This window comes from Paenibacillus sp. p3-SID867 (assembly GCF_025142895.1).
In the GTDB taxonomy this organism is placed as follows: Bacteria; Bacillota; Bacilli; order Paenibacillales; family Paenibacillaceae; genus Paenibacillus_AQ.
In genome coordinates this window covers 1-18,510 of record NZ_JAMBDM010000036.1, presented here as the reverse complement: position 1 = coordinate 18,510, position 18,510 = coordinate 1, and the positions used below count along the sequence as shown (strand labels likewise).

Below are 18,510 nucleotides of genomic sequence, written 5' to 3'. Positions count from 1 at the left end.
GAGAATAAGAGTTCATTTATCCTTAATATTACAAATTTCTGAACGCCATATTACAAAAAAACCTGTTCCCTTAAGATGGGGACAGGTTTTTTTGTTTAAAAATAATGTTTCCTCGTTTGCCAAATTGTTAATACTCTGCTAAAATAACGAATATGTTAGTAACAACTTTGTCATCTTTACTGTAACTTTTATGTTGGAACGTCAAACGTCAATGAATGGGTTCATCAACATTTTAAGGAGCCGAATTCCCATAACGATATGGGAAGCGGGGGATCCGTTTTGGGTGAATTGATCTCGCAAGAGAGGGATCATAGGGGACCTTCAACCGAACCCTTAAGCTAACCTCGCAGGCAATGGAAGGAGCTTTTGTTTTGAAAAAGAAGTTAACGGCTGTTTCTCTAGGCCTCGCACTCGCACTCACATTAGGGACCGGAAGCGCTTTCGCCGATTCCAAATTAAATACTGCAATCAAACCAGCCATTGGTGTTTCTTACAAAACAGGTGGAACTACAACGAATGGATTTGACTGCTCCGGATTCACCAGCTATGTTTACAAGAAGCTTGGTCTTAGCCTGCCCCGTACGTCTGCAGCTCAATACAAAGTAGGTACGGCCGTATCCAAGAGCAAACTGAAAGCTGGCGATCTCGTGTTCTTCAACACATCCGGTAGAGGTGTATCTCATGTGGGTATTTATGTCGGGAGCGGCAAATTCGCTCATTCTTCATCTTCGCGCGGTGTCATTATCAGTCCTCTGAGCCAGAGCTATTACGCCAACCGATATGTAGGCGCTAAGAGAATTATGAGTCAGAATACGTACAAATCTGTAGCTGTGAACTACAATTAATGTTGGAACTTAATTGACTTACTCTTACAAGAAAGCCCTGGGTTTATGAGATTGTGCCGATCTCATCCAGCGGCTTTTTTCTTTTGTTGATTGTGTGTATACCTTTATAACGTTCAGCACAGCAAAAAAGTTCCCGCTTTTTCGAAAAAAAATGAAATTTATTATACAAGTTCACTTCAGTTCCACTTCGCTTCGCCATGTCTTCACATCATCTATCCTTTATTTACCCTTCTCTCTCGTCATTAAACACCCATTTTGGAAAAATATTGATTTTCCTTGGTGCTTCGACAGTTAATGCTATTGAAAAATAGCGAAATCCATCAAGAAATAATTGCCAATCTCGCTTGCGGTCTGATAGAATGGAGCAGTAACAACTTTGTCATTAATGTAAGTGCTTTAATATATAGATTGCTATGCCTCCCGGCAACGAAAAGGAGCTTTCCATGCTGAAGAAAACATTATCGACAGCAGCCCTAAGTATCACGCTGTTGTTCACTTTGGGCGTTGGCAGCGTGTTTGCTAATGGTGCGCTGGATCAGGAAATCGATAAGGTTCTAGGTACAAGATACAGCTACGGTGGTACAACCACGAGCGGATTTGACTGTTCCGGCTTCACCATGTACGTTTACGCTAAACTCGGTCTAAAGCTCCCGCATCAATCCGGCTCTCAATTCGACATGGGGACAAGCGTGTCCCGTAAGGAGCTGCGCGCTGGCGATTTGGTGTTCTTTAACACATCGGGCCAGGGCATCTCCCACGTCGGCATTTATGTCGGCGATGGCAAATTCGCCCATGCTTCCTCCAACCGCGGCGTGGTTATCAACCGCCTGGCAGAGGATTACTACGATCAGCGATACGTCGGTGCAAAGCGTATCATGAGCGATGATAAGTATGAAGAGTCGGTCGGTGAATCATCCTAAGCTGTAGAGGCTAATCTTCCCTATACATACTGCTTGCCCGTTAAAGGAGCCCTTACCTCTCTTTTGCGGGCTTTTTTGATGCGACTTGGATGTTCGTAATATGATTATTATTTTATGCAGACGATAGGAGGACTTCGCAAATGGATGCCACACCGATTACATTTCACACCGTAGTCATGCGTGAAGAGCACGCCGAAGAAATATGCGCTTGGGCCTACCCTCCTCCCTATAATATCTATGGCTTTCTTCCCTGGGAGCAGATGAAAGGGCTTGAGGTGGAGTTTGGCGATCCGGACATTCGCCAGAGACAGTACCTCTCGGTACTGGATGAGCGGGAGGCCCTCTGGGGATTTGCCCAGCTGTTTCCGATGCATGAGGTTACACGAATCGGACTTGGCATGCGTCCTGATTGGTGCGGGCGTGGAATGGGTAAACGATTTATGCAGACGATTGTCCGGGAAGCCAGACGGAGGCGGCCTGCCGACGAAATTGACCTTGAGGTAATGACCTGGAATGAGCGAGCAATCCGCGCTTATCAAAGGTCAGGCTTTCACATCACCGATACGTATGAGCGGCTTACGCCAACGGGCAATGCCCTTTTCCACTGTATGGTGTATGAGCCCCCGACAAATGAGGAATAGTAATCTTTGTCTATATGAAAAAGCACAATTTTGTGTACTTTTTATGAAGCCGCGCCGTATAGTTGCTTTTTTTGTCACAACTGGCTATGCTGTCTATGGATGTTGGTTTATAATGGAGACAAGTGCAAAAGTGCAGTATACATAGAAGGGACGATATGACGATGCAAAAATGGATCATGAGCGGATTGTTCTTCGTCGCATGTGCGTTGGCTATCGCGCTGATGTTTACGCTCCCAGGTAAGGAACAGGTAGCTCAGGAAGAGAAGCCGACCATGCCGGAAGTGACTCTCGATGCAGCCGCAGCGGAAGCCACACTGAAAGCAAGCTGCATTAGCTGTCACGGCGACCAACTTCAAGGCGGCGCTGGACCGGCTTTGAATCAAGTAGGCGGACACATGGATGCGGACGCGATCTTCAACGTTGTAACCAAAGGTCGTAAGGGAATGCCTTCCTTTAAAGACCAACTTAAACCTGAAGAAATCGCAAACATCGCGCTGTACCTTGCTGAGAAAAAATAAATCAGCTTATACGCAAAACACGCTTGCACCTGGAGTTGTTCCCGGTGCAAGCGTGTTTTTTTACATATTCGGGACCTCTAAAGGGACTCATGGTCTCCCCTTCTATTGTCCCGCCTTGCCATCCTTCGAACGACTCTTCTCATAGGCTTCGTTAAACTGCTGCGCTTCCTTAATATCCACAGCCGTAATGCCACCGTCGTCCCAAGAAGTGAGACGAAGTGTAACGACTTTATAATCTATGGTGATGTAGGGGTGATGTCCGAAAGCTTCCGAAATAGCTGCCACTTCATCAACAAAAGCGATTCCCTTCATGAAGGAGGAGAAGGTATACTTTCGTACAATCCATCTCCCTTGTTCAAATTCCCAACCCTCAAGCTTTTCCAGATGAGCCTCTACTTCTTGCTGCGTATAAAGCATCTTTTATCTTCCTCCCCGAAAAAAACCTATCTTAAAGCCGACTAACCGTAATATGGGCTATCTGTCATCTATTCTATTCTGCCCTGTATCTGTTGATAACTGGAGTGATTACACAAGGGCCACAAAAGCCAACTCTTCTTCACCAATCAAAATATGTATTCGATGGTTCGTCTGATCATGCATGACCACGCCGCTGCCAACATTAATCACCGGCTCTGTGCCCAGCGCATAGAACAAATCCTCTGCCAGCGCCTCATGAACCTCATTTTGCTCGGCTTCGCCCAAATTGCCCCAATCCTCAGCTTCCATTTCAAAGAAGACATAGCTGTCAGAAATTCGCCCAACCGCCTCGGTCAGTTCTGCCAGAATTTCGCCATAATCCCTTCCGTGTTTAACGCCCATCTTAATCACTCCTTTCCTTGCCGTACTTAGCTTCATTTCCCTTCCTTCCATTATACCGGAAATTACAACTAAAAAAAAAAGCCCGACCTGACGATAAATAGGATAACGCCCCACATAAGGGGCCCGGTTCTCCATGAGAGCCGTTCTGACGAATGGATTCGTTATTTTATTTCTCACGGATGAGGTGTGGTATGGAAATTTCAACAATTATAGGCTTAATCCTCGGTATCGTCGCGGTACTGGTGGGCATGATTCTTAAAGGTGCCTCCCTTCTCGCTTTGTATAACCCGGCAGCCTATCTAATCATTCTTGGCGGTACGGCAGCAACTTTATTCATCGGATTTCCGCTATCCGAGCTGAAAAAGGTTCCGAAGCTGGTCAAAATGACCTTCATGAAACAGAATTTGATGGACAAGACGGACATGATCAAGCTGTTTATGGAATGGGCTTCGATCACACGCCGTGAAGGACTTCTGGCTCTGGAAACCAAAGTTGATGAAATCGATGACAGCTTCCTGCGTAATGGGATGCGCATGATCATCGACGGCAACGATCAGGAATTCGTACGTGACGTTTTAATGGAAGATATTAATGCCACCGAGGAGCGCCATCGTTCCGGTTCATTGATCTTCTCGCAGGCCGGCATGTATGCACCTTCCCTCGGGGTACTCGGAGCCGTTATCGGTTTGATCGCTGCACTGTCCCACATGGAAGATATGGGCGAACTCGCTCATGCTATCGGGGCTGCGTTTATTGCTACCCTGCTCGGTATCTTCACCGGTTATGTTATCTGTCACCCGATTGCGAATAAACTCAAGCGTCTGTCCAAACGCGAGGTTGAAATCCGCCTGATGATGGTAGAAGGCCTGCTGTCTATTCAATCCGGTGTATCCACCATTGCAATCAATCAAAAGCTCTCCGTGTTCCTGACACCGTCCGAACGGGCTGAGCTCAGCGAGAGGGAGGCTGGTGCTAGTGAGCAAAAAGACTAGGCACGAGCCGCATGAGGAGCATGCCGACGAATCCTGGCTTCTTCCTTACGCAGACCTACTGACCTTGCTTCTGGCCCTGTTCCTGGTGCTATACGCCATGAGCGCGACAGACGCACGCAAATTTCAAGAAATGAGCGAAGCCTTCAGCGTTGCTCTCACTGGCGGGACCGGCGTGCTGGATTACAGCAAAACGGAATCCAGTGATGATCCGCCCAATATCAAAGATCATAAAGCGACATCCCCTTCCGTTCCCGCAACAACACCTGACCAACGACGTGCAGAGCTGATGCGTCAGGAACAACAGGATCTGGAGAAGCTAAAGAAGCAGCTCGATAATTATATTAAAAATAACGGTTTAACCTCGGAGCTCAGCACCAAGTTGAACCACTCCCAGCTTGTCATTACGATACGGGATAACGCCTTGTTCCCTTCCGGCGAAGCCGTTGTGAAACCGGAGGCCCGCAAATTGGCCAAGGCAATCTCACAAATGCTTCATAAGTTCCCGGACTATGAAATTATAGTATCCGGACATACGGACAATGTGCCAATCTCTAACAGCCGATATCCGTCGAATTGGGATTTAAGCTCGGATCGTGCCTTGCAGTTCATGAAGATTCTGCTCACCAACTCGGAGTTGGATCCTAAACGGTTCATGCCGATCGGTTATGGTGAATACCATCCGATTGCCGATAACAACACCGCTGCTGGACGAGCGAAGAACCGCAGAGTCGAGGTTTCCATTATACGTAAATACCAGGATAGTGCGACCTTTACCAGCGTGAATGAATAACTCAAAAGGGAACGGCCCCTACAGACTATAACACACAATAAACAACCGATGCATCTGGTCTCCAGATCCATCGGTTGTTTTTGTGTAGGGTTATAGATGTATTTCAGCCTGCTACTCGAGCCTATAGTTTAGCAGCCGACCAAGCTCTTCCTTTTCCTTCTCGTTAAGATCACGCCAAGCGCCAATGCGTTGACTGCCGAGACGGATATTCATAATCCGTATTCGCTGTAATTTACGGACCTCATAACCAAAAGCGCTGCACATTCTGCGGATTTGACGATTTTTCCCCTCTGTCAGAATGATTCGGAACACTCGGTCGGACATTCGAGTGACCTCACAGGGCAGCGTCATCTCACCTAAAATCTTGACGCCGCTGGACATCCCGCTAAGGAAGGATTCCGTTACCGGGCGATCCACCGTCACAATGTATTCTTTCTCATGTTTCCCCTCGGAGCGAAGGATCTTATTGACGATATCCCCATCATTCGTCAGCAGAATCAGCCCCTCGGAGTCCTTATCTAATCGTCCGATAGGAAAAATACGCTCCTTATGGCCTACGAAGTCTACAATATTGCCCTTAATATGCGGTTCGGTGGTGCTTGTAATCCCGACCGGCTTATTAAGAGCAATATACACATGCTTCTTCTTATCTTGAAGCGGCTTTCCCTGAATCCGGACATCGTCTCCTTCTTCTGCCTGGCTCCCAAGGACTGCAACCACGCCATTGATGGTAACCTTCCCGCTCTCCACCAGTTTGTCCGCTTCTCGCCGTGAGCAATATCCCGTTTCACTGATAAATTTATTGATTCTCAAGATGCCATCCCCTTATCTGTAACTACTTCTTGCTTATCTCTCAATCGCATTCCGCTGAACCGCAGGCAGAACTATACTCACCTTCGTTCCCGCTCCCACTTCACTCTCGATTTCCATCATACCCCGGTGGCCCTGAATAATACGCTGGCTTACCATCAATCCCAGCCCTGTGCCCGTTTCCTTATTCGTAATAAACGGTTCGCCAAGATGCGGCATCAGATCCTCCGGAATGCCTTGCCCTTCATCCCGAATGTCGATTTGGACCCATTCACCCTTCGGCCTTGAAAGCTCAATCCAGATCCTGCCGCCATCCGGCATCGCTTCAATCGCATTCTTGAGCAGATTGATGAACACCTGCTTGAGCTGGTTCTCCTCACAGTGTACGTAGGTTAGTGCTTCAGTAAACTTCAATTTGAACTCGATGCTGTACAAATGGGCTTGGCTGTCGAGGAAAGAAATGACATCTCTCAAAATGATTCGTACATCCCTCTCTTGGAAATGAATCGCCTGCGGCTTCGCTAATATCAGAAATTCACTGACAATCAGATTAATTCGATCCAGCTCCGACAGCATCAGATCAATATGGTCCGGATTGACCTTGTGGGTCTGCTGCTGAAGCTGCAGAAATCCACGGAGGGTCGTCAGCGGATTCCGGATCTCATGGGCAACGCCGGCGGCCAGCTGGCCAACAGTATTGAGCTTCTCCGAACGTCGCAGCAGCTCCTCGATGCGATTGCGTTCCGTCACATCCCGAGACACGCTAATCATGGAGGTAACCTCACCGTTCTCATCGCGCACCAGCGAGGTGCTGATGCTGACCTCAATAGCGCTTCCATCTTTGTGAAGGCGGACCGTCTCCACTGGAGGAAGCCGTTCTCCGGCCCGCAGGCGGCGGATGCGTTCCTTTTCTTCTTCCTCTTTAGCCGGAGGGACAAGTGCAGGCTTCCGTCCAACCACTTCGTGCGCCTTCCAACCATACAATTGCTCAAACGCTTTATTTACACTAATAACCCGTTCATAGGTATCGGTTGTATGAATGGCGTCGGCTGTCTGATTAATGACAGACTCCAGATATTCCTTAACGGACTGATTCTCATCGACCATTTGCTTCAACTGGCTCGTATAGTTGCCCAGATTACGTGTCATCGCATTGATTCGACCTGCAAGCTGACCCAGCTCGTCCCGGCTGCTTACCTCCAGCCTTCGATCAAAGTGACCATCCGACACATCATTTACAGTTCCAAGGATAGCCTGGATCGGCTTGGTAAAATACCCTGCAACAATATAACTGCCGAATATCACAATTTCCAATAAAACCAATGAGATCGCCACAAGACTGATCATTTGCTCCCTCATCACAGAGGAGATGGCTTCATAGTCCATAACGACACTAATGACACTGGTCGGCTTATTTTCGGATACGATAGGGATGAAGCTTTTCAGCACCTTCTTATTATTGATGGTGCTGACAAATACCACATTATCGCTGGTAGAAACAGCTTTCTGCACAGCTTCTGCATCTTGGTCCAGGCTCCCATAGTCATAGGTGCCGAATGTAATCGGTCGATTGCGAAGCTTGTGGTGAACGTCATCCGTTCCATCTTCCCTCATATATTCATTGCCAAACGTTTCAGGGTTGATGCCTGTTACTTCCAATATCCGCGGATTCGACTTCAAGGTCTCTTTCACAACGGTGTCCGGACTTGTAATCTTCACAAAGTCCTTGATATTGGAATTCCTTATGTAGGGATCAATAATATAATTGCGTTTGCTATCGTAATAGTATCCCCATTTATCAATGAATTCCGGATTGGAAGTAGAGAACTCAAACGGTCCCGACCAAAAATGATCGGCGCGCTGGCCCTCGGTAACTGAGACGACTTTACCATACTGGAACAATTCCAGAAAAGCCGTATGCCAATACCCCCAGTTCTTTGTTGAAAGGCCGATTTCATCTTGCGAGGAGGATCGGGCAACAACGATATCATCATTCGTCCGAACCATTAATGAAATGTGAGTGACGCCAATCTCCTTACTCAATTCCACCAATTGCTGATTGGTTATATTGTTAATATCCGGATCCAAAGCTTTTGCCGCGTTGACCGCGGCCACTTTCAGCATATCACCGAATATGTTATCCACATATGCAGAACTAAAGCCGGTTTGCTGGACCGTAATGGCGATCTGAGTAGCGGCCATCACCATCTTAGTTTCACTATCCTGCTGCAAATTTTCCTGGGTCGTGTAATAGTTCAGCGTAATGTTGAGCAGAAGTATAAATAATACCGATATGGACATGATCATCGATAACTTCGTCTTAATCGACAAGTGGCATCTTCACCTTTCTGCTGTCACATAGACGACTTGCGAATCTAATACCCTCATGATACCTTGATCACGAACGTTTGAAAAGACAAGCGGCGTTATGGCTATATGGTTTTTTCCACAATCGCATTGCTATTGAAATAAGGAATCCTTACAATATAAGAGGTCAATCCCGGTAAAATAAACAACGTATCCACAGATTGCGCACAAATACACAACTTATCTGGGGATAGTGTGCATAACTTTGTGTATAATATTTTACTTATCCACAATTCTGTCCACAACATGTTAACAAACGAATAAATGTTCGTTGAACATTGGGTATAAATACAGGGTTTTAACGTGCTGTGAAAGGAGACTTTAGTTTGATATCAAATTCAATAGACCCACTGGCTGTGGATAACGATAATCATGAACACTGGATGAGAGAAGCTATTGCAGAAGCACGGAAAGCTGAAGAGCTCGGTGAAGTTCCGATTGGTGCTGTCATCGTGCGGGGCGATGAGATTATTGGCCGTGGATACAATTTGCGTGAAACGACTTATGATGGTACAGCCCATGCCGAGATGGTAGCTATTCGGGAGGCAAGCCAGCATCTTGGAGCATGGCGGCTGCTGGACTGCCGATTATACGTGACGCTGGAGCCCTGTCCCATGTGTGCAGGAGCTATCGTCCAATCCCGGGTCCCACAGCTGATCTATGGCACTGGTGATCCCAAAGCCGGTTGTGCCGGCACACTGATGAATTTGCTTCAAGAGCCGCGTTTTAATCACCGGACTAATGTGGTTAAGGGCGTGCTGCAGGAAGAATGCGCATCACTGCTCACTCAGTTCTTCCGACGTTTACGCGGGAAACTATGATCCTTATGTAGAGTATAAGTATAACAACGTAAAAACCCGGCCATGAAGGCCGGGTTTTGTTGTCTGTGATGAATAATATTAATAAGTGCCCATTTGGCTCATGGATTCCTCAAATTGCTCCATCGTGATGACATCAGCATCTTTTGGAATACCGATTTTGAACTCTTGTTTAGCGTTGATGTTGTTGTATTGGGTGCTACCCTTCACAGCCAACTTCACGTTCTCATTGGTTTCTGGATCGTTGAAATCAACGTTCAACACAACATCCTGGTACGCAGGGAAATCCTTTTTATCGATAGCCGTGTTGATGTTGAATGTGTTGATCTTCAGATACTTCTGCATCTCTTCCAAGCCCGCTTTGAATTCGTCTTGGTTAACGTTAGATACTTCAGCTTTAGCAGCGTCAATATCTTCTTGGGTCAGACCCAGCAATTCGCGGTACTCGTCTTTAGCTGCAATGTCAACAACCTTAGGTGCAACCTTGTTAACCATAATATCCAGTGCTTCATTCAGGTTATCATTGGTTACAAAGAATTGAACCACTTGTTTAGCGTCTACGCCTTCTGGAAGGTCAGCATCTTTAACATTGATCTCTTTGAAGTATTTCGCTTGGTCATACTCGCTCAGCAAGGCTTCAAGAATTTCGTTAACGAATTTCTGGGACTTCTCGGTATCCAGGCTTTCTGGGCTAAACGTTTCACCGGATTGCTCAGCAAGCTCTTTCATGTCCATCATGAGGAACTTACCAACAACGTCCTCTGGGAATGGCAGCATTGGAATGCTTGGAACTTTAACGTAGATTTTCTCATTCGTCATCACCATATCAATATTGAAGGACATCGCCATGTCACCCTTCAGATTGATACCCATGTTCATCTCGGTTTGCATTGGATCAGCTTGGTAGATACCATCAAGCGTAACCTCAGCATTCTTCAACATCGTCATCGCCTGTGTTACACTTGGATCGCCTTCAACTGCAGGTATGTTAACTTGAAGGTCTTCAATGACAAATTTACTCTTCATTTCGTAGGATGTCATCTTCATCGCGTTCGTAGCAGCATTCGTCATCGCTGCCTTAGGCTCTTCTTTTTTGGCGCAGCCAGAAAGTACAACTGTCACTGTGAGCAGCAGTGTCAGCATGATAGCTGCAAACTTCTTGTTCATTAAAATTTCTCTCCCCTCTAACAGTCAAAAAAATAACAGACCTTCTAATCATAAACCATTTAACCAAAATGAGAAACACTTTCTGGAATATTTACTGAAATTTTATTTCCTTCCTTTCTTTTTCCATCCATCTTAATTTCAAACTTCTTAACATGCGAATAAGGTGGGGCCCCAAAATATTACACTTGAAAACTAATACGGAAGTTGGACGCAAAAGGTTTCAGAACGAAAAAAAGAACTTCCTGTCGAATGACAGAAAGTTCCCTCGATTCTTGCTTTCTAGCTCTCAGCATTCATTCCTACAGGCTTCTAGCCCTCCGGATTGAAATGTCCATCCTGATTACGGATCTTCGCTCTATGCGAGCCTGACAGCGGCTCCTGGCCGCCACGGTCATGGTCCTTGCGCTGCTTCGGCTGCTCCTGTGCTTCCGGTACCGGAATCGCTTTTGGTTTGCTCATCTGATAGCCCTCCATTTCATGGATCACAACGATGTCTTACGCTATCCTGCCTTTGATGTCCATACCATGATGGACAGTATGGAAACTGTCTCCATCATTTATGGAACTAGTGATGCGTGATTTGTTGCAGCGTTTGGGCACACTCATGAATATGGCGCGTATAGTCGCCGACCATGCCCTGAATGTTCTCATTACGCTCATCCGTCGTTGCGCCATCACGCTCTACATCGACCAAATCGACTTTTACTTCCCGTGAATCCACATACGTGCATTGAAAATCAAATGAATACTCCTGGCGACCTGCTGCATCAATGTGAATGCGGATGGCGTTCGGATCCCCTTCGTCTGCAGCCACTTCTGCGCGATCTCCCGGCTTTAATATGGTGGGCAGCCTTTCCTGCCAGGCATTGACCAGCGTCGACTGATCCACATTCAGTTCTGAGTTCATGTTCACACCTCCCCTTCTCTATAAATTGCGATAACAGGTGATGTTTTATACAGCCCCCTCCATAAAGCAGAATCCAACTGATTGGAAGACCACGCAATGATTCCTAATAAAAAAAGAGCAAAAAAACCGTTTCCCTAAGGAAACGGTTTGCGTTTGATATGTATGGCGGAGAGGATGGGATTCGAACCCATGTGGAGTTGCCCCCTAACGGTTTTCAAGACCGCCCCGTTATGACCGCTTCGGTACCTCTCCGTGTGGTAATGATCCATGCAAATGAATCACGTGCAAAAATCATTATACCACAAGACAAACTGTTTTATCAACTCATTTTTTCTGTTCGATGATACTAACGTTCCCCATGTACGGGCGAAGTACTTCAGGAATAACCACGGATCCGTCAGCCTGTTGATAATTCTCCAGAATCGCAGCAACGGTACGTCCTACCGCAAGCCCGGAACCATTCAAGGTGTGGACAAATTCAGGCTTGCTCTTCGGTTCCGGACGGAAGCGAATGTTGGCACGGCGTGCCTGGAAGTCCCCGATGTTCGAACATGAGGAGATTTCGCGATATACACCGCTCTCCGGAAGCCAAACTTCCAGATCGTATGTCTTCATGGATCCAAAGCCCATATCCCCAGTACAGAGAGCCATAACACGATAAGGAAGATTCAGCAGCTGAAGCACGCGTTCCGCATCCGCTGTCATCTTCTCAAGCTCATCAAACGATGTTTCCGGGTGTACAATTTTCACCATCTCAACTTTGTTGAACTGATGCTGACGAATAAGTCCCCGTGTATCGCGCCCTGCCGCGCCGGCTTCCGAACGGAAACAGGAGCTGTACGCCACGTAATATTTAGGCAGATCCTCACTATTTAAGATTTCCTCGCGATGGTAGTTCGTTACAGGAACCTCAGCGGTTGGAATCAGGTAATAGTCGGTATCGCTAATCTTGAATAAATCCTCTTCGAATTTAGGCAGCTGTCCTGTTCCGTACAAGCTGTCCCGGTTGACGATATATGGAGGCAGCATCTCCTCATAGCCGTGTTTGTCGCTGTGCAGATCCATCATGAAACTGATCAAGGCACGCTCAAGGCGAGCACCTAAACCTTTATAGAACGTAAACCGCGAACCCGTTACCTTCGCACCTGCTTCAAAATCCAAAATACTCAGATTCTGAGCAAGCTCCCAGTGGGCCTTAGGCTCGAAATCGAAAGCTTTTGGCTCAGCCCAGCGGCGGATTTCAACGTTCTCCTCCTCCGAGGCGCCTACCGGCACACTCTCATGAGGAATATTCGGAATCGCCAAAGTAAGCTCGGATATGCTGGCTTCCAGCTCACGAACTTCCTCATCCATCGCTTTAATCTGGTCCGACACTTGTCGCATTTCCAGTATCAGATCATCTGCATTCTCACGATTCTTCTTCAGCTTGGCTACTTCAGCCGACACGGTGTTGCGGCGATTCTTCAAACTTTCGCTTTCCTGCAGCAATTCCCGGCGCCGGGCGTCAAGCTTAGGAAAATCCGCAATCAGATCGAGCGATTTGCCTCGATTCTTCAGCGCTTCTTCTACACGACTGTACTCGCTGCGCAATATTTTTACGTCTAACACGGGAAACCCTCCTAAAGTAAAACATCCATCAAGTATATCGAAGCAGCTGCCCTATATGTTGATAAAAAGCCTTGGGACAAGGCTGCAGTGTACATTATTACATACGATACATCTTATTGTATTTCAGCGAAAAAGACAACTTGACTCCCACATACTGCCAAAGAGTCAAGATGTCTTCTACTGTAACTATTACGTCTGTGGTGCCGTAGACCGGGATCGAACCATCTCCACAAAATATTGATGAAGTCGGTAATCGTCCGTCAGCTCCGGATGATAGGAAGCTGCAAGCAGATGCCCCTGTCTGGCTGTAACGATCTCATCCTTATAGGTGGACAAAACCTCAACGCCCGCACCCACCTCGAGAATGAGCGGCGCACGAATAAAGACTGCGCGTACCGTTTCCTCGATTCCTTTTACAGGCAAATCGGTCTCGAAGCTTTCACGCTGACGTCCAAATGCGTTCCGCGCCACCGTGATGTCCATCAGCTTCAGATGGGCCTCTTCGTCGCCTTGAATTCGTTCAGCCAGCACGATCAGTCCGGCGCATGTTCCGAATATCGGTTTACCCTGGGCTGAGAACTGACGTATCGCATCCATAAAATCATACTTGCGCATCAGCTTGCTGATGGTAGTGCTCTCACCGCCAGGTATAATCAAGCCGTCAATGCCGTCCAACTGCTCGACCTTCTTGATCGGCACTCCCTCGGCACCAGCAAGCGTGATGCTTCGAATATGCTCTGCAACGGCACCCTGAAGTGCCAGTACACCGACCTTCATGTTACCCCTTCTCTCTTACCAGCCGCGATCCTGCATGCGCTCAGCCGGACTAAGCTTGGATATCTCGATGCCTTTCATCGGAGTACCCAGGTTCTTGGATACTTCAGCAATCAATTTATAATCATCATAATGCGTAGTCGCTTCAACGATCGCACGAGCGAATTTCTCAGGGCTGTCCGATTTGAAAATACCGGATCCAACAAAGACGCCGTCAGCGCCCAAATGCATCATCAATGCGGCATCTGCAGGTGTTGCCACGCCGCCAGCTGCAAAGTTAACGACAGGGAGCTTGCCTGTCTCATGAATGCCCTTCAGGAGGTCATAGGAAACACCGAGGTTCTTCGCTTCGGCATACAGCTCGTCCTTCGACATGTTGCGAACTTTACGGATTTGGCTGTTGATGAGGCGCATATGCCGAACGGCTTCCACGATATTACCTGTTCCCGGCTCGCCTTTCGTACGGAGCATGGATGCACCCTCACCAATACGTCGCAGCGCTTCACCAAGGTCCTTTGCGCCGCATACGAACGGTACCGTGAAATCCCATTTATCGATATGGAACACTTCATCCGCCGGTGTCAGCACTTCGCTCTCGTCGAGATAATCCACGCCCAGAGATTCAAGCACTTTCGCCTCGACATAATGACCGATGCGAGCTTTGGCCATAACTGGAATGGATACAACTTTCATGACTTCCTCAACGATGGTTGGGTCAGCCATCCGTGCTACGCCCCCAGCAGCGCGAATATCAGAAGGAACGCGCTCCAGCGCCATAACTGCCGTTGCACCGGCAGCTTCAGCGATCTTTGCTTGTTCCGCATTCATGACGTCCATAATGACGCCGCCTTTTTGCATTTCCGCCATACCTCTTTTTACAGTTGATGTTCCTGTTTCCATGTCCCCTAGCCCCCCGATTATATGTTGTATCTCATCGCCTTTACAGCATTCCCTGGCGATATGGACTGTACCCGTATAGGTGCATACTTGCAATGAATCTAACTCGATATTTTACCGCATCAAAATCAAATACACAACCCATTTACTCGGAATTTATCGGTGTTAGAAAAGATTTTTGATGGAATCAAACAAATCGGCAAAAAAGTCTCCAATCGCCCGCAGGAACAGCTTGAACCAGCCGGCCTTCTCAACTTCCTCCGCTGTGATTAAATTCACCGTTTCGGTCTGAGCTTCCTTCATGCCTTCTATTTTATAGGTATAGGTTACCGTGCCCACCTTCGTATCTTTAGCAACAGGCGCCGTCATGCTGGACGAGTCCACCTTGGCTTCGAAAGTAATGTTCTTGCCGCTTGAACCTTTTGGAACAACAAAAGTGAGAGCCTTGTCGGTTACGAGCGCAGCTTCTTTGCCTTTGCCCTTCTTCACTTCGACCGTTTCAAAGCCTTGCACGGTTGCCCCGGCAGCTTGCACTTCCTTCACTTCAAAGTTGTCAAAGCCGTAATCCAGGACTTTTTTGGTCTCCTTAAAACGGGCTCCTTCAGATTTCGTTCCCATAACCACGCTGATCAAACGCATGCCGTCACGCTCAGCAGTACCGGCAAAGCAATAACCCGCCGCATTGGTATGACCGGTTTTCAAACCGTCCAAACCTTCGTAAGCATAGGACTTAAAGTTGGTAATACTTTTATTAGCCTCAAGCATCCAGTTGTAGTTGATAATCGGATTCGTGTCGCGCGGCCGGAATTTATGGGACTGAATGGCCGTAAATCTCGAAAAATCAGGATGATCCTCAACGATATATTTGGCAAGTAGAGCGGTATCCATCGCCGACATTACCGTTTCCTTATCCTCTTCAGGACGATATTTCTTCGGCATATCTGCACGGCTCAGGCCTGTGGAATTAATGAAGAAAGCCGTCTTCAGCCCCATCTTTTTCGCCGTATCATTCATCATGGTAACAAACTCCGCTTCGGAACCAGCCACATGCTCAGCCAATGCTACCGTCGCATCATTCGCCGAACCGACAGCCATCGCTATGTAGAGCTCTTCCACTGTATGTTGATCGCCTTCGGCCAAAAATATCCGTGACCCCACGGTTTTTGCTGCATTTTCCCCCACGGTAACAACATCATCCCAAGCTAACTCACCTTGTTTTACCTTCTCTGCCACGATGTATTCCGTCATCATCTTTGTCATGCTAGCCGGTGGTAATGCTTCATCCGCATTAATAGATAACAATACTTGTCCTGTAGACGGCTCTATCAGTACGGCAGAGCTTACATCCAAATTTAGTTGATCAATCGATGGCACTTTATCCGGCTTCGCATTATTCGTTGACGCCTTGTCTTCTGTCGCTTTCGTTGTATCCGCTGTTGCCAGCATATTAGGTGCCGCAAGTGAAACCGCAGGCGCAGCAGAGAAACACAGTATATTAAACAACATCAAGGATGCCAGCGTTCTTTGAATGCGTTGTCGCTTATTCTTCTTTACAGACTTGTCTATCAATGGAATTACTCCCCTCTAATTCTCAATAAGTCATTAACTTGTTCTATTCTATCATAGGGGGGGTATCAAAAAAAGACAAGCTAGATGAATTTCATCCAGCTTGTCCAGGAAATAAATGACATATATATTGTTTATCCTTATTCGTCAAGTGAATTACAAGGAATAGTTAGGTGCTTCTTTGGTAATTTGGATATCATGCGGATGGCTCTCGCGGAGTCCTGCACCAGAGATCCGGATGAACTGGGTGTCATTCCGCAGTTCCTCCAGGTTTTGTGTACCGCAATAGCCCATACCAGAGCGCAATCCACCGATCAGCTGATGGATGGTATCTGCTAAAGGCCCTTTGTAAGCAACACGGCCCTCGATGCCTTCCGGTACCAGTTTCTTGTCGTCATCTTGGAAGTAACGGTCTTTACTGCCTTGTTTCATGGCAGCAAGGGAACCCATACCGCGGTACGCCTTGAAACGGCGTCCTTGATAGATCTCAGCTTCGCCCGGACTCTCCTCCGTACCGGCAAACATGCTGCCCAGCATAACTGCACTTGCTCCGGCTGCGATCGCTTTTGTAATTTCGCCGGAGTATTTGATACCGCCATCTGCAATAATCGGCACTCCGTATTCCTTAGCAACCGTTGCACAATCATAGATCGCTGTAATTTGCGGTACGCCAATCCCGGCAATGACACGCGTCGTACAGATCGATCCAGGCCCAATTCCGACTTTAACGACGGATGCCCCGGCTTCGATAAGCTCTCTTGTACCCTCGCCTGTAGCCACGTTACCAGCGATAATCGTCAGATCCGGATATACTTCGCGCAATCTGCGAACAGAATCAATGATATTGATGTGGTGACCGTGGGCAGAGTCAACGGTAATGACGTCTACGCCAGCTTTCACAAGCGCTTCTGCTCTTTCGAAGGTATCTTTGGAAATTCCGATCGCTGCACCTACAAGCAGGCGGCCTTGAGCGTCCTTGGCAGCTCTAGGGAACTGAATCGCTTTCTCGATATCTTTAATCGTGATAAGTCCTTTAAGAACATTATCTTCGTCTACCAAAGGCAGCTTCTCAATCTTATGCTTCTGCAGAATCATTTCGGCATCTTGAAGAGTCGTTCCGACCGGAGCTGTCACCAGATTCTCGCTGGTCATTACTTCACGAATTACCGTATTGTAGTCATGAACAAAACGAAGGTCACGATTCGTCAAAATACCGATCAGCTTATTGTTCTTATCTACGATCGGTACGCCGGAAATCCGGAACTTACTCATGAGTTTCTCTGCATCGGATACAAGATGATCAGCATGGAGTGAGAACGGATTCGTAATAACACCACTTTCCGAACGCTTAACCCGATCTACCTCTTCTGCTTGTTGTTCAACGGTCATATTTTTATGAATAATGCCAATTCCGCCTTCTCTAGCAATGGCAATTGCCAAAGGAGCTTCCGTTACGGTGTCCATTCCTGCACTGATGAGCGGGATATTCAATTTTACATGCTCGCTCAATTTGGTGCTAACATCTACTTCTTTTGGAAGCACCTCGGATTTTCTAGGAACCAACAATACATCGTCAAAAGTGAAGCCTTCCTTGCTAAACTTATCTTCCCACACCTGGGTTATTCCTCCTTTTTGTCGTCTTCCTGCGGACTACAACTACTGTCAGAGCTGGACCGGACGGCATTTTCAAGTATTTTCAGAAATATATTATTGCCATCTTAGCAAAGGGCCCATAGGCTGTCAAGGATTGAAATTCGCCCTTTGCTCGAAGTTCGCAAGTATCCATCCAGCGCGTTATCCTGTCTCTTTGGAATGGACAAACAGACCGGGTTTCTTCTATTAAATGGAGACTTACCCAGGTTAAAGCCCTGTCTGCCAATATGCCAACCGTTGGGGCACCATCCTAGGACAATGAATCGCTGTCGTTTAGTATCACCCAACCCGGTACGGGATAGTCCTCGATTTCGTAAACACATGTTATTGAATATAGGAAAAGACCGCTATCGATGACTCGATAACGGTCTTTATGGTTGTTCGCTTGGCGACGTCCTACTCTCCCGGGACCCTTCGG

19 protein-coding genes, 1 tRNA gene and 1 riboswitch are annotated in these 18,510 nt (G+C 47.3%); of the genes, 7 read left to right on the top strand and 13 right to left on the bottom strand.

The genetic code is table 11. From position 1 onward, the window contains the following. Positions 1–228 precede the first annotated feature (228 nt). A riboswitch (cyclic di-AMP (ydaO/yuaA leader) is annotated at positions 229–368 on the top strand. Positions 369–371: 3 nt separating this feature from the next. The 4 genes from M4D81_RS33490 (at position 372) to M4D81_RS33475 (ending at position 2,924) form a co-directional block, all read left to right on the top strand. Next, positions 372–845, top strand: a complete 474-nt coding sequence (locus M4D81_RS33490; protein WP_071221120.1) for a C40 family peptidase — start codon at positions 372–374, stop codon at positions 843–845. Positions 846–1,291: 446 nt separating this feature from the next. Further along, positions 1,292–1,765, top strand: coding sequence for a C40 family peptidase (locus M4D81_RS33485; RefSeq protein ID WP_260069546.1), 474 nt, complete (start codon positions 1,292–1,294; stop codon positions 1,763–1,765). A gap of 140 nt (positions 1,766–1,905) precedes the next feature. After that, positions 1,906–2,406, top strand: coding sequence for a GNAT family N-acetyltransferase (locus tag M4D81_RS33480; protein WP_260069540.1), 501 nt, complete (start codon positions 1,906–1,908; stop codon positions 2,404–2,406). Positions 2,407–2,567: 161 nt separating this feature from the next. Then, positions 2,568–2,924, top strand: a complete 357-nt coding sequence (locus tag M4D81_RS33475; RefSeq protein ID WP_006207476.1) for a c-type cytochrome — start codon at positions 2,568–2,570, stop codon at positions 2,922–2,924. Positions 2,925–3,026: 102 nt separating this feature from the next. On the opposite strand, the gene M4D81_RS33470 is transcribed toward M4D81_RS33475, so the two are convergent. Further along, on the bottom strand, positions 3,027–3,341 hold the full coding sequence (locus M4D81_RS33470) for a 4a-hydroxytetrahydrobiopterin dehydratase (protein ID WP_071221118.1): 315 nt from the start codon (positions 3,339–3,341) through the stop codon (positions 3,027–3,029). Between the two features lie 108 nt (positions 3,342–3,449). Then, complete coding sequence (locus M4D81_RS33465; protein WP_071221117.1) at positions 3,450–3,743, bottom strand: hypothetical protein; 294 nt, start codon at positions 3,741–3,743, stop codon at positions 3,450–3,452. A gap of 191 nt (positions 3,744–3,934) precedes the next feature. On the opposite strand from M4D81_RS33465, the gene motA reads away from it, so the two are divergent. Then, on the top strand, positions 3,935–4,735 hold the full coding sequence (motA, locus tag M4D81_RS33460) for a flagellar motor stator protein MotA (RefSeq protein WP_071221116.1): 801 nt from the start codon (positions 3,935–3,937) through the stop codon (positions 4,733–4,735). Next, positions 4,719–5,525, top strand: a complete 807-nt coding sequence (motB, locus tag M4D81_RS33455; RefSeq protein ID WP_071221115.1) for a flagellar motor protein MotB — start codon at positions 4,719–4,721, stop codon at positions 5,523–5,525. The genes motA and motB overlap by 17 nt, the downstream gene beginning before the upstream one ends. A 111-nt stretch (positions 5,526–5,636) precedes the next feature. Here the strand turns inward: motB and rluF are convergent, their stop codons facing one another. Further along, positions 5,637–6,338 (bottom strand): 23S rRNA pseudouridine(2604) synthase RluF, encoded by a 702-nt coding sequence (gene rluF, locus M4D81_RS33450; RefSeq protein WP_260069539.1) that lies wholly within the window; start codon positions 6,336–6,338, stop codon positions 5,637–5,639. 33 nt (positions 6,339–6,371) lie between these two features. Then, positions 6,372–8,666, bottom strand: a complete 2,295-nt coding sequence (locus tag M4D81_RS33445; RefSeq protein ID WP_260069538.1) for an ATP-binding protein — start codon at positions 8,664–8,666, stop codon at positions 6,372–6,374. Positions 8,667–9,028: 362 nt separating this feature from the next. Here M4D81_RS33445 and tadA point away from each other — a divergent pair, with 362 nt between their 5' ends. Continuing rightward, the gene (gene tadA / locus M4D81_RS33440) at positions 9,029–9,523 is read left to right on the top strand and encodes a tRNA adenosine(34) deaminase TadA (protein WP_071221112.1); all 495 of its coding nucleotides are present in this window, start codon (positions 9,029–9,031) and stop codon (positions 9,521–9,523) included. A 78-nt stretch (positions 9,524–9,601) separates the two neighbouring features. Here the strand turns inward: tadA and M4D81_RS33435 are convergent, their stop codons facing one another. The 9 genes from M4D81_RS33435 to guaB all read right to left on the bottom strand — a co-directional run bounded on the left by M4D81_RS33435 (position 9,602) and on the right by guaB (position 18,053). Further along, positions 9,602–10,687, bottom strand: coding sequence for a hypothetical protein (locus M4D81_RS33435; protein WP_260069537.1), 1,086 nt, complete (start codon positions 10,685–10,687; stop codon positions 9,602–9,604). A 309-nt stretch (positions 10,688–10,996) separates the two neighbouring features. Then, positions 10,997–11,146 (bottom strand): spore protein, encoded by a 150-nt coding sequence (locus M4D81_RS33430; protein ID WP_071221110.1) that lies wholly within the window; start codon positions 11,144–11,146, stop codon positions 10,997–10,999. A 106-nt stretch (positions 11,147–11,252) separates the two neighbouring features. Continuing rightward, positions 11,253–11,594 (bottom strand): hypothetical protein, encoded by a 342-nt coding sequence (locus M4D81_RS33425; RefSeq protein ID WP_194540324.1) that lies wholly within the window; start codon positions 11,592–11,594, stop codon positions 11,253–11,255. A 163-nt stretch (positions 11,595–11,757) separates the two neighbouring features. After that, positions 11,758–11,846: transfer RNA gene (locus M4D81_RS33420), tRNA-Ser, on the bottom strand. 72 nt (positions 11,847–11,918) lie between these two features. Next, positions 11,919–13,202, bottom strand: a complete 1,284-nt coding sequence (serS, locus tag M4D81_RS33415) for a serine--tRNA ligase (RefSeq protein WP_127596242.1) — start codon at positions 13,200–13,202, stop codon at positions 11,919–11,921. 189 nt (positions 13,203–13,391) lie between these two features. After that, positions 13,392–13,979: a pyridoxal 5'-phosphate synthase glutaminase subunit PdxT gene (pdxT, locus tag M4D81_RS33410; RefSeq protein WP_260069536.1), complete on the bottom strand. Its 588-nt coding sequence runs from the start codon at positions 13,977–13,979 to the stop codon at positions 13,392–13,394. A gap of 15 nt (positions 13,980–13,994) precedes the next feature. Further along, positions 13,995–14,876 carry a pyridoxal 5'-phosphate synthase lyase subunit PdxS gene (pdxS, locus tag M4D81_RS33405; RefSeq protein WP_071221106.1) on the bottom strand — a complete coding sequence of 294 codons (882 nt, stop codon included), beginning with the start codon at positions 14,874–14,876 and terminating at the stop codon, positions 13,995–13,997. Positions 14,877–15,038: 162 nt separating this feature from the next. Continuing rightward, a complete protein-coding gene (locus tag M4D81_RS33400; protein ID WP_260069535.1) occupies positions 15,039–16,442 on the bottom strand; it encodes a D-alanyl-D-alanine carboxypeptidase family protein in 1,404 nt (467 codons plus the stop codon). 153 nt (positions 16,443–16,595) lie between these two features. Continuing rightward, on the bottom strand, positions 16,596–18,053 hold the full coding sequence (guaB, locus tag M4D81_RS33395; protein WP_260069534.1) for an IMP dehydrogenase: 1,458 nt from the start codon (positions 18,051–18,053) through the stop codon (positions 16,596–16,598). Positions 18,054–18,510: the final 457 nt, after the last annotated feature.